8 protein-coding genes and 1 pseudogene are annotated in these 11,487 nt (G+C 61.5%); 2 read left to right on the top strand and 7 right to left on the bottom strand.

What is annotated here, in order from left to right; all coding sequences use genetic code 11:
• The 4 genes from HP499_RS14385 to HP499_RS14370 all read right to left on the bottom strand — a co-directional run.
• Positions 1–982, bottom strand: a 982-nt coding sequence (locus HP499_RS14385; protein WP_172324769.1) for a UDP-galactopyranose mutase, incomplete at its 3' end; no start/stop codon positions are given.
• Between the two features lie 186 nt (positions 983–1,168).
• Complete coding sequence (locus HP499_RS14380) at positions 1,169–2,155, bottom strand: Gfo/Idh/MocA family oxidoreductase (protein ID WP_172324767.1); 987 nt, start codon at positions 2,153–2,155, stop codon at positions 1,169–1,171.
• Entirely contained in the window at positions 2,155–3,246 is a 1,092-nt protein-coding gene (locus HP499_RS14375) for a DegT/DnrJ/EryC1/StrS aminotransferase family protein (RefSeq protein ID WP_172324765.1), read from the bottom strand. The genes HP499_RS14380 and HP499_RS14375 overlap by 1 nt, the downstream gene beginning before the upstream one ends.
• Positions 3,243–3,860 (bottom strand): acyltransferase, encoded by a 618-nt coding sequence (locus tag HP499_RS14370; protein WP_026540062.1) that lies wholly within the window; start codon positions 3,858–3,860, stop codon positions 3,243–3,245. Before HP499_RS14370 ends, HP499_RS14375 begins: the two co-directional genes overlap by 4 nt.
• A gap of 191 nt (positions 3,861–4,051) precedes the next feature.
• Between HP499_RS14370 and HP499_RS14365 the strand changes: the two genes are divergently transcribed.
• Positions 4,052–8,191 (top strand): FtsK/SpoIIIE domain-containing protein, encoded by a 4,140-nt coding sequence (locus HP499_RS14365; RefSeq protein ID WP_172324764.1) that lies wholly within the window; start codon positions 4,052–4,054, stop codon positions 8,189–8,191.
• On the opposite strand, the gene HP499_RS14360 is transcribed toward HP499_RS14365, so the two are convergent.
• The gene (locus tag HP499_RS14360; RefSeq protein WP_172324762.1) at positions 8,188–8,688 is read right to left on the bottom strand and encodes a hypothetical protein; all 501 of its coding nucleotides are present in this window, start codon (positions 8,686–8,688) and stop codon (positions 8,188–8,190) included. The two genes, HP499_RS14365 and HP499_RS14360, sit on opposite strands and share 4 nt — an antisense overlap.
• A 239-nt stretch (positions 8,689–8,927) precedes the next feature.
• On the opposite strand from HP499_RS14360, the gene HP499_RS14355 reads away from it, so the two are divergent.
• Positions 8,928–9,176 carry a WhiB family transcriptional regulator gene (locus HP499_RS14355; protein WP_003804966.1) on the top strand — a complete coding sequence of 83 codons (249 nt, stop codon included), beginning with the start codon at positions 8,928–8,930 and terminating at the stop codon, positions 9,174–9,176.
• Between the two features lie 107 nt (positions 9,177–9,283).
• Here the strand turns inward: HP499_RS14355 and HP499_RS14350 are convergent, their stop codons facing one another.
• The gene (locus HP499_RS14350) at positions 9,284–10,753 is read right to left on the bottom strand and encodes a sensor histidine kinase (RefSeq protein ID WP_026540059.1); all 1,470 of its coding nucleotides are present in this window, start codon (positions 10,751–10,753) and stop codon (positions 9,284–9,286) included.
• 31 nt (positions 10,754–10,784) lie between these two features.
• Positions 10,785–11,487 (bottom strand): annotated as a pseudogene (locus HP499_RS14345) (NAD-glutamate dehydrogenase domain-containing protein); the annotation flags it as partial.

The raw sequence follows: 11,487 nt of genomic DNA, 5'->3' as shown, positions 1-11,487 counted from the left end.
TGTTGACCGGGTAGTACGGCTCATCGCCCTTTTCAGCGAAGCGTGAGAACTCGCGCATGATGACCGTTGCGTCCTTGGTGTAGTCACGCTCAGGGTGGAAGTGGCGGAACTCGTGGATGCGAGTGAAAGCTGCATCGGCGTCCGGGTAGTTCATCACAGAACAGCCTTGGAAGTCCTCAATAGGAAGTACTTCTTCTTCGAGGTCGATGGTGCGCCACGACAGATCGCCCTCGGCGTAGTCGAAGTAGCGGTCCACCGGCCCGGTGTAAATGACCGGCACCTGGCCAAGAACGGAAGACCGGCCATATTCGCCGTCGTCGAAGAAGTCCGTGTTCAGGACAACCTCGATGTTGGGGTGGTCCGCCATCCGCTCAATCCAAGCTGTGTAACCGTCAACCGGCAGACCTTCATAGGCATCGTTGAAGTACCGGTTGTCATAGTTGTACCGGACTGGAAGCCGGGAAATAATTTCAGCGGGCAGGTCCTTGGGATCCGTCTGCCACTGCTTGCCTGTGTAGTGCTTGATGAAGGCCTCGTACAAGGGGCGGCCAATCAACTGGATGCCCTTGTCGTTGAGGTTCTGCGGATCGGTCCCGGCCAGTTCACCGGCCTGTTCGGCAATGAGCGCCTTCGCTTCGGTGGGGCTCATGGCCGAGCGGAAGAACTGGTTGATGGTGCCCAGGTTGATGGGCATCGGGTACACCTCACCCTTATGGCTGGTGTACACCTTGTGCTGGTAGCTCGTGAACTTGGTGAAGCGGTTCACATATTCCCAAACGCGTTCGTTCGACGTGTGGAAGAGGTGGGCACCGTAGCGGTGTACCTCGATTCCCGTCTGCGCTTCGTTCTCGCTGTAGGCGTTTCCTCCAATATGGTGGCGGCGATCAAGCACCGCGACCTTCAGCCCCAACTCGGTAGCGGCGCGTTCTGCAATGGTCAGGCCAAAGAAACCCGAGCCGACGACGACGAGATCAGCGTTCACAAACTCTCCTGTGTATTGGCGTGCGGGCACAGAAATGCCCACGTCTACTGGTCAAGGCTACCCGACATGACGCGGGTTCCCCGTATCCGGGGCGGCGCACGGTAGTGACGGGCCGCCGCGGGAAACGGCAAGGGGAGGGTGGCCAGTGGCCAGCCTCCCCTTGGTGCCTTGCTTGATCTGAAGTGCTCAGAGAGTGATGACCGAGCCCGATTTCGCGGAATCCAAAACAGCCTCAGCGACCCTCAGTGTCTCGAGCCCCTCTGCCATGGTGACGATGTTCAGTGACTTTCCGAGAACTGCATCCCTGAAAGCCTCATGCTCCATCTTGAGGGGTTCACGCTTTGCCAAGGCAAAGCGCGTCGATGACCCCTCGGAAACACCGCGGAATGCCGCCACGGAATCCCAGTCGGTCTGGAACGTTCCGTTCTCAACAAAAGTGAGGTCGGCGGAGATGGTGTCAGCGATGAACGCCCCTCGTTCGCCGAGGACCACGGTGGTCCGTTCCTTCATAGGTGACAACCAGTTGACAATGTGATTTGTCACAACGCCGCTCTTGAGATGTCCGATGGCTGTGACCATATCCTCATGCTCACGGCCACTGCGGGACGTGGTGTGGGCAACGACATTGACGAAATTGCTCTGGGCCAACCAGGCCGTGAGGTCAATGTCATGCGTTGCCAGGTCCTTGACCACCCCGACGTCGGCAATGCGGGCCGGGAACGGCCCCTGCCGCCTCGTGCTGATCTGGTAGACCTCGCCCAGGTCACCGTTCTCCAACCGATCCCGCAGGCTCTGCAACGAGGGGTTGAACCGTTCAATGTGCCCGACGGCGCCGATGAGCCCCTTCGATTCAAAGGCTTGGGCGATGCGTCGGCCGGATTCGGAATCATTGGCGATCGGCTTCTCGACCAGGCAGTGGACTCCAGCCTCGGCGAGCTGCAGTGCCACTTCCTCATGCAGGATGGTAGGAACTGCCGCCACAGCCATGTCGATGCCCTGCGCGATGAGTTCTTCCACCGTGTTAAAAACAGTCAGGCCGTCGGCAACGTTGTGTGGGTCGCCGAACGAATCGGCAACAGCAACCAGATCAACGCCTTCAAGCTCACGGATGACGCGGGCATGGTGGCGCCCCATCATTCCCAGTCCGATGAGGCCTGCTCGAAGATTTGCCACTAGCTACCCGCCTTGGCGACGGCATTGACAGCTGCAACAATGCGGTCAAGGTCATCCTGGCTCAGTGACGGGTGCACGGGAAGCGAAAGCACGCTTGCTGCAGCCTCTTCCGTAACGGGAAGGTCATCGGAAGTCTGGAAAGGCGCAAGACGGTGGTTGGGGATCGGGTAGTAGACCCCGCAGCCAACGTTGTATTCTTCGCGCAGTGCCTTGGCGAAACCATCACGGTCCTCAGCAATGCGGATCGTGTACTGGTGGTAAACGTGCTCATAGCCTTCGGCGACCTTCGGCGTGACAACGCCTTCGATGTTCGCATCAAAGAAGGCAGCGTTTTCCTGGCGGGTCTTCGTCCAACCATTCACCTTGGTCAGCTGGACGCGCCCAATGGCTGCGTGGATGTTGGTCATGCGGCAGTTAAAGCCGACCAACTCGTTTTCATACTGGCGTTCCATACCCTGGTTGCGGAGCAACCGGAGGCGACGCTCCACATCGGCCAGACCGGTGCTGACCATGCCACCCTCACCAGAGGTCATGTTCTTGGTGGGGTACAGGCTGAACATGGCAAAGTCGCCGAAGGTGCCAACCTTGCGTCCGTTGACTGCTGCGCCATGGGCCTGTGCCGCGTCCTCGAAGACCTTGACGCCATGCTTGGAGGCAAGCGCGCCGATCGCATCGACGTTGAACGGGTGTCCGTAAAGGTGCACCGGCATGATGGCCGCGGTACGGTCCGTAATTTTCGCTTCGACGGAAGCCGGGTCCAACGTGTAGTGGTCAGGATCAACGTCAGCGAATACGGGAGTAGCACCCGTCAAAGCCACGGAGTTGGCTGTAGCCGCGAAGGTAAACGAAGGAACAATGACCTCGTCTCCGGCGCCGATGCCGGCAGCCAACAGACCCAGGTGCAGGCCCGAGGTTCCGGAGTTCACGGCGACGGCGGCCCTGCCATCAAGGAGGACCTGGGAGAACTCCTGCTCGAAAGAGGCTACCTCCGTGCCCTGGGCGAGCTGGCCGGAAGCCAACACGGCATCAACGGCCTTGCGCTCTTCATCGCCGATGATGGGTTTGGCGGGGGGAATGAATTCGGGGCTCATGCCTCTACCTCTCGAAGGGTCTCGTTCTGTTCAACATACGTTGCGCCGGTTTCCGGACACACCCAGTTCTCTCCGCTGCGCTGCAGCGGGAAACCAGCTTTGCCGACCCACCCGTGACGCTTGGCCGGAACTCCGACCATCAGGGCAAAATCCGGGACATCTTTAGCCACGACCGCTCCGGCGGCAACTGTGGCCCACCGGCCTATGGTCACGGGCGCAACGCATACGGCGCGGGCACCGATTGATGCGCCCTCGCGAATGGTGACGCCTACAGGCTCCCAATCGTGGGCACTCTTCAAGCTTCCATCAGGGCCGACAGCACGGGGGTAGGTGTCGTTGGTCAGCACAACTGCCGGGCCAATGAACACACCGGCTTCAAGTTCCGCGGGCTCGTAGACAAGTGCATAGTTCTGGACTTTGCAGTTGTCTCCCATCTTTACCCCGGTGCCGATATAGGCACCTCGTCCCACGATGCAATTAACGCCCAACTCGGCCTGCTCGCGGACTTGGGCAAGATGCCAAATCTTTGATCCATCACCAATTACCGCCTTGTCTGACACATCGGCGCTCTCCGCAACCACTATCACCGGTGAAGGTCCTTCCTCATTGAGCACACGCGACAACGAGATTCATCTTAGCTGAGACACCATGCCGCAGCGTCAAGGGCTGTCCGCGAAGATCGCCTCCGGTTTGTCCACATACGCCTGACCGGGCGCTGCGGTACCTCGCGAACGCCTCTAGCGTCAGGTGTAGCCGGACACCATGAAGAGCCGGCGCGTTACAGAACACGGGAAAGACGGAAGCCATGACTTTGGAGTGCACCTTGGTAAGGGGGCCGGCGGCCGCGCAGTTTTCGGCACCGGAGGAACTGACCATCAAGGTATCCCCGGGGACGTCCGGAGCCCACCTACAGTCGATTCTTAGCCAAGAGCGCGGGACTGGATTATTGGCGGTGGACGGGCACAACATAACAGCTCTAACCGTCGGCAGCCCTCCACTGGTGGCCGGCGCTGTCATCGTCGATGGGCCCGCCCCGCACCATGTCTCTGAGCCGGAGCCAGCGCCACTCATGCTGCTCACTCATTCGGGTCCCGGCGCCGGCTTGGTTTACCGTGTTCATCGAGGCCGGTTTCGGCTAGGCCGCGGAAAAGTTGAGGTTTCCATCCCGGATCCCGGCATGTCCAGGGAGCACGCTGTACTGGATGTTTCCAGCACGGCCATGACCCTGACCGGCGTCGGGGCCGGCAACCCGGTCCTGGTCGATGGACGGCCGGCCCGGAGAGTGTCCGTGACCTCGGCATCAAGAATTCTTTGCGGCAACAGTGTGTTCTCCGTGGTCACGGAGCGGGGTCCAGTTCCGGAAATTTCGCGGGATGCCGGTCGTTCTGTGGAAGAACCCCTAGAGGTGCCGCACGCTGGTCGGCAAGGAAACCGTGCGGCGATCATCCTGACCGCCGGGCTGCCGTTGATTGCCGGCGTCGGATTGGCCCTTGCCACGGGGATGTGGATGTACCTGGGTTTCACCGTCATTTCTGCGGTCAGCCTCCTGGTCCCCTTTATGACCGGACGCAAGAGCCGCCGCGAACGGGGATTGGCCGTGGCACACGCCGTCAAGGAAGACCTGATGCGCCGCCAACGATGCTCTCCCTCAGCTGCAGAACTGGCTGTGGCTGCGTCCGGCAGATCAGTAGCGCTGGCCCGCCACTCAGCACAGGGTCAATCCGATTTGCCTTCTTCCCAATCTCTTGGAGGTTTACCCGGCGGAACCGTCACCGAAGCTTCCAGCAGCTGGATCCGGCTGGGCACGGCGAATGCGTCGGCAAACATCCGGCTGGTGCCCGATGACCCGATATTCCGTGCACCGGAGATCGGATCAGTGGCAGTGGCTTTGGACCCGCAACTTCCCGTGGTGGCCCTTGGCGGGCCTCCAGACCACGTTGATTCCTTGTTGCGTTTCGTGATGATGCAAATGGCCGCCTTCCCATGCGCCGGGCAGACACACGTCGTCGTCGTCGGGAGCGTCGGAAGGTTGCCTTTAAGTGCCAGGTTCCTCCCGAGGGTAACTCTTGCGGCGACGCACAGGGCGGCCATCACAGCCATTGGCCAATTGAGCGGCAGTGTCCATGGGAGGCTGCTCATCGTCGATGAACCGGCGGGTGAAGACGAGGGCGCCTTGTCGTTGACTCTGGACGCCGCACACCACAGTGGGTGGCAGGTGCTTCAATGCGGCACGCCTGCTGAACAATCCGGCCCCTCGATCGAACTTTCCCAGTCAGGAACTACAGGAACACTGAACGTGCACGGCCAGCGCAGGATTTTTGTGCCGGACCTCGTCCCGGTCAGCGTTTTCGACGCATTCTGCCGGTCCATGGCGCAAACCCACCAAGTCGGCGCCGAAAAACAGCAATCTGTTCCTGAACAGTGCGCACTGAGTGCACTGCTTCCGTACGGGACACGAAGGGTTGCCCTCCGCTGGGAGGAGACTGCCAAGGTGCTCGGGCTTAGAGCGGTTTTGGGCCAGGGTCCGCAGGGAGCCGTGGTCTTCGACTTCAAGCGCGACGGCCCGCATCTCCTGGTGGCCGGTACCACGGGCTCTGGAAAGTCGGAGCTCCTGAGGACCCTCGTTGCTTCCATGGCCTTGACGTACTCCCCGGAGCAAGCAATCTTTCTCTTCGTTGATTTCAAAGGCGGCTCGGGTTTACGTCCGCTAGCAGGCCTGCCCCATTGCGTCGGCCTCCTGACCGACCTTGGCGGGCACCACTTGGATCGCGCTCTGGCATCGCTCCGGGGCGAGATCAGGTACCGCGAGGAGCTCTTCGTTGCAGCTGACGCGACGGATCTGGACGAATACCACCGCGCTGCATCTAGGACGTATCCGGCAGTTCCGCACTTGGTGTTGGTCATCGACGAGTTCCGAATGCTCATTGACGAGGCTCCCGGCGCCCTTCGTGAGCTCATGAGGATCGCCACCATCGGCCGCTCACTGGGAATCCACCTCGTGATGGCGACACAGAGGCCTCAAGGGGCATTGACTGCCGACATCCGGGCAAACGTTGCCTCCAGTATCGCCCTGAGGGTGCAATCCGCGGCAGAGTCAGTGGATATCATCAATTCCAAGGTGGCTGCCTCCATACGTCCGGATACCCCGGGAAGAGCCTTTCTGGTCCGGGCCCCAAGCGAACCGGAGGAGTTCCAGGCCGCGTCCCTGACGATATCCAACGATCCCAATGCCATTGATGGCCCTGCCGTCGGCTCCCCGCAGCTCGTCCTGGGCACCACCCAAGCACTGACCACCGGTTCAAGCCATCAGGGCTCGCCACCCCACGCGGTGGCCAAACAACGGGTTGCCCACCGCGATGACGGTGTCAGGCGACTTGTTATGGCTGTACAGTATGCCTGGCAGCGGCAGGGCAGCCATCTCCCCCGCTACCCCGTGGCCCCTCCCCTGCCGTCCGCAATTCCCTGGACCACCGGACTTTCTCCGCTGGACGCCCCTTCCCCCGTCACTGGAACAGCGGCATGGAGTGTTGGACCGCTGGCATTGGCCGACAAACCCACGCGGCAAACCGTAGAGAACCTGCAATGGGTGCCGGCAGAACAAGGACACCTTGCCATGATCGGCAGCGCTTCGAGCGGCATGCACTCCTGCTTCCGGGCAGTTTCGGCCATGCTGGCGGCCCAAGGTCCCCAGCCTCATCCCTACGTCCTGGACGCGGCCGGAATACTGGGCGATCTCGCAGGACACGAAAGGATGGGAGCCCTCGTCGGCCTGCACCAATTGCCCCTTGCGGCGCGTGTCTTGAAACGCCTTGCCGAGGAGATGGATCGTCGACGCACCAGCAGCGACGCTGCCAACGCCGCTGAACCCCTGGCTTTGATCATTACAGGGTGGTGCTCCTGGGCGACGTCCTTTCGCGCAGGGCCCCTGGGCTGGGCAGAAAGCCTCGTGCAGGACATCGTGCGCGATGGCCGGTCGCTCGGCATCGCGGTTTTGATCTGCGGCGGGCGGGAATTGGTCAGTTCGCGCTTCTTTGCCGCGATTCAGAACCGGGCCTATTTTCCTGCAGGCTCTACGGACGAGGCCCGGTTCCATTGGCCGCGTCTTCCGGAGGTGGAAGCCATTGCAGGGCGCGCCGTCGCCACAGGGAACTTCGTCGGCGGAGATGTTGTGGTCACGCAGTTCCGCGCAGCGCCCGAAACGGGACGCTGGCCTTTCGTGCCCTTCCCACTCCGAAAACCGCCTTTCAGCCTGCGCCCCCTGCCTGATCGGCTGGATGAACAGGAATTCAGCAAGGGACTCATGTCATCGTCGGTGACGGAAGCTGCCCGACAGCAAGCAGGCGGCCCTCTCTGGCTCGGTGTTGGAGGGGATGAAGCGCAGCCTGTTTCGCTGCCCCTCCAACTTCACGGTGCCAGCATCATCCTCGGCAGCCATCGATCCGGAAAGAGTGCCGCTTTGGCATCACTCCGCCGCCTGAATCCTTCTGTTTCCTGGGTTTTCCCGCCAGCTGGAACGTCTGCGGACCGTTTCTGGTCCTCGGCTGCGCAGGATGCAGGAGATCTGGACCCGGAGAGCGTCCTGCTGGTGGACGACGCTGATTCGCTGGAGGCCCCGGGGCGCCAAGCACTCACTGCATTGCTTGGAAGGGTCCGGGGCGTCGTCATGACAGCCACTCCCGGTCCGGCGCTGATCCAGCAATTGCCGCTGGCACGGGAAGTCCAGACTTCAAGGATGGGCTTGATCCTGGCACCGGGAACACCGCACGATGGCGATCTCCTCGGAGTGCGCCTGGAAACAGAGCGCCCAACGCGCCCCGGGCGCGGCTATCTGATAGACGGAGGAGAAGTTCTGCCTTTTCAAGGGGTTCTCACAACGGGGATCCCTGCCCGCGCTGACCTCAGTTCCGCGTCAGAGCCCGACAGTTCCCCTTTAGAGGCCGACTAGAGTACCCCGGTGGTCCCGCCCGTGCGTGAGGCGTAAGCAATGACGTCCTTGTGGAAAAGGAAAACGATCGCCGCGACGGCAGGGATGATCATTGCCAGGCCCGGCAGTACAAGCCCGCCCGTCATCGTCGGAAAGCCGATGGTCAAAACGAATAACTGCGCCACCAACGCAGCCGCCCGGGTCCATCTGTATCCGCGGAACAGGTAATGCCCCACCGCGAACAACCACACTGAGAATGCCAGGAGCAGCCCCAGCGTGAAAACGGCGCCCCAGAAGGTCAGCACCGGCGCACCGGTAAGCAACTGGTACGCGTACCAGGCAGCGGCCGCCATCAGCGCGAGGGCTTCGAGCAGGACAACAGCCGAAATCACGGCGACACCTCGGGGCCGGCGATCGCCGGCAGTGCCACTGGTTTCCTTGTGCGCCTGCGCGTCGGATTCTTCTCCCCGCTCCGGTCCGGAGGCGGGTTGGGCTGGGTTTACGGGAGGTCTTGACACACTGGCACACTACCGGACATAGTCATCTAGCAGTGAGGGCACTGGCGGCTGATGTGATGCATCGCTCACGGATTCCGGGCATTTCGACCACTAACACCCCTTGTTTACAAGGCGTTAACATGAAACGCTTGACTCAGACGACCAAGGGGGCCCATGCGGGCCCCTTTCCTTTGGAGCCTCTCGTGAATGTTTTCACAAAAGGCCCTATCTAGTTCTCACGAATGGAGTGACTGATCAGCATGGATTGGCGTAATCGCGCAGCCTGCCTCGACAAGGACCCGGAGCTCTTCTTCCCAGTCGGCAACACGGGACCAGCACTTCTGCAAATCGAGGAAGCAAAGAGCGTCTGCCGCCGCTGCCCCGTAGTGGACACTTGCCTGCAGTGGGCTTTGGAGTCCGGGCAAGACGCCGGCGTGTGGGGCGGTATGAGTGAAGACGAGCGTCGGGCTCTCAAGCGTCGCGCTGCCCGCGCACGCCGCGCTTCCTAGTTCTCGGAATTAAAGAAGGCCGCAGACCAATTGGTCTGCGGCCTTCTTTGTTAAGCCATGGATTGTGGCGCTCTCCCCGGCCCCACCCGGTCAAGCACAGCGAACGCCTAAGCGCGGGCCAGGTTCAGCACAATTTCGACGGCGGTTCCCCCTCCGTCGCGGGGGCTCCACTGAATTGATCCTCCGAGCTCGCTCGTCACCAGCGTGCGGACAATCTGCAAGCCCAAGCCTTCGGTGTACTGACCATCCGGCAGGCCAACGCCGTCATCAGCAATGGTGACCGTCAGGAATTCGTCGTTTCCGTCTCCGTCGGCCCGGTCGGCCAACAGCCAGACAGTTCCAGTCCGTCCCTCGAGGCCGTGCTCCACGGCGTTGGTCACCAATTCGTTGATGACCAAGGCCAAGGGTGTGGCGAAATCGCTGGGCAACTCGCCGAACAACCCTGAACGTTCTGTTCGCACTTGTTGGGACGGCGACGCCACCTCGGCAGAGAGCCGGAACTGCCGTCCGATCAGCTCGTCAAAATCAACGCTCTGCGTCAGCCCTTGGGACAGGGTTTCATGGACGAGTGCGATGGTTGCCACGCGCCGCATGGCTTGTTCCAAGCCCTGCTTCGCTTCGTCACTGACCATTCGGCGCGACTGCATCCGCAGCAGCGCCGCCACAGTTTGAAGGTTGTTCTTCACCCGGTGATGGATCTCCCGGATGGTGGCATCCTTGGTGACGAGTTCCATTTCCCGGCGGCGTAGTTCCGAGACGTCCCGGCATAGGACCAGGGCACCGAAACGGTGTTGCTCGTCGCGCAAGGGGATCGCTCGGAGGGAAAGGCTGACGCCCCGTGACTCAATCTCGCTACGCCACGGCATTCGTCCTGTGACCACCAGAGGCAGTGTCTCGTCCACCATGCGGCGGTCCTTGAGGAGACCGGCCGTCACCTCCGCCAAGGACCTGCCCTCCAGCGATTCGACTTCGCCGAGGCGCCTGAAGGCTGACACGCCGTTGGGGCTCGCGTATTGAACGATGCCTTCGGCATCGAGCCTGATAAGTCCGTCCCCCACACGCGGTGCTCCGCGGCGTGATCCCGTGGGGGAAGCGAAGTCGGGCCACAGTCCCAGGGTTCCCATACGCAGGAGGTCGTAGGCACATTGTCGATACGTCAGTTCCAGCCTGGAGGGCATGCGGGAGCTGGAGAGATCCATGTGGGACGTTACTACGGCCAGCGTCCTGCCGTTCCGAACCATGGGCACAGCTTCCACCCGCAGTGCCATCTCGCTGCTCCAGCTCGTTTCGCTGGATCGTTCGATCGAGCGGCTGTTCCATGCCTTATCCACCAGCGGACGAAGATCGGAACGGATGCCCTCCCCCACGAAGTCCGCATGAAACACCGTATGTGATGTCGACGGACGGACGTGGGCGAGGGCGATATAACCGAACTCCGGATGCGGGAACCAAAGAGCGAGGTCCGCGAATGCCAAGTCGGCGACCATCTGCCAGTCACCGACGAGGAGGTGCAGCCATTCGGCATCTCCAGGCCCGAAATCAGCGTGTTCCCTGATGGGGTCTGTAAAGATTGCCACTGCACCTCCATTTGCGACGCCGGGATTGCCCCTAGCGTCGAACGATTGACCTCAAGAGCCTTAATGCTACCGACAGTGAAGCCATGTCGTCGGCTTCAAGCGCGTTGACCTCGTCAAACATGGTCTTGGCCCTGCCCAATTGCTCGGCATTCTGCCCTTCCCAGGCCTTCAGGCGATCTTCCGCCGAGGTTCCGGACTCCGTCGACTCCAACACCGACGTCGTCATATCCGCAACGGTTGAATAGAGGTCATCGCGAAGGGCAGCCCTGGCCAATGCCTGCCACCGGTCATCACGCGGGAGGGAACTGATCCGCTCCAGCAGCGAATCGACGTGGAAGCGGTTGAACACCGTGTAGTAGACGTGTGCAACCTCTTCGACGCTGCCGCCGCCGGTCTGGGCAATCCTCGCGATATCCAACAGCGCGTAACTTTCGAACAGTTCCGCCCACCTGTGGGCAAGGTGCTCCGGCAGTTCCCAGCTGCGCGCCTTCTCAAGCCAGCCTGAGATGCGTGTCTTGTCCTCGCCACGGAGGTAATCCAACAGCTTGGCCCGCAAGGGTGCCATCATCGGCTTGAACGATTCCACCACCGCGGAAATCGGCTGCGACGCCATCCCTTGCCCCAGGACCCAACGCACAGCCCTGTCGAGCAACCGGCGGATGTCCAGGTGGACTTCACTCCAGTGTTCCGTCGGGAACGACGCAGGGAGTGCGTTCAACTCCTCCACCATGGGG

Origin of the sequence: Paenarthrobacter sp. CM16, from assembly GCF_013179505.1 — a bacterium.
In the GTDB taxonomy this organism is placed as follows: Bacteria; Actinomycetota; Actinomycetes; order Actinomycetales; family Micrococcaceae; genus Arthrobacter.
This window is presented reverse-complemented; position numbering and strand designations above follow the sequence as displayed.

Excerpts from the sequence above, each read along its gene's own strand:
- HP499_RS14375 (WP_172324765.1), bottom strand. The coding sequence starts at position 3,246 with ATGAGCCCCGAATTCATTCCCCCCGCCAAACCCATCATCGGCGATGAA.
- HP499_RS14365 (WP_172324764.1), top strand. The coding sequence starts at position 4,052 with ATGACTTTGGAGTGCACCTTGGTAAGGGGGCCGGCGGCCGCGCAGTTT.
- HP499_RS14355 (WP_003804966.1), top strand. The coding sequence starts at position 8,928 with ATGGATTGGCGTAATCGCGCAGCCTGCCTCGACAAGGACCCGGAGCTC.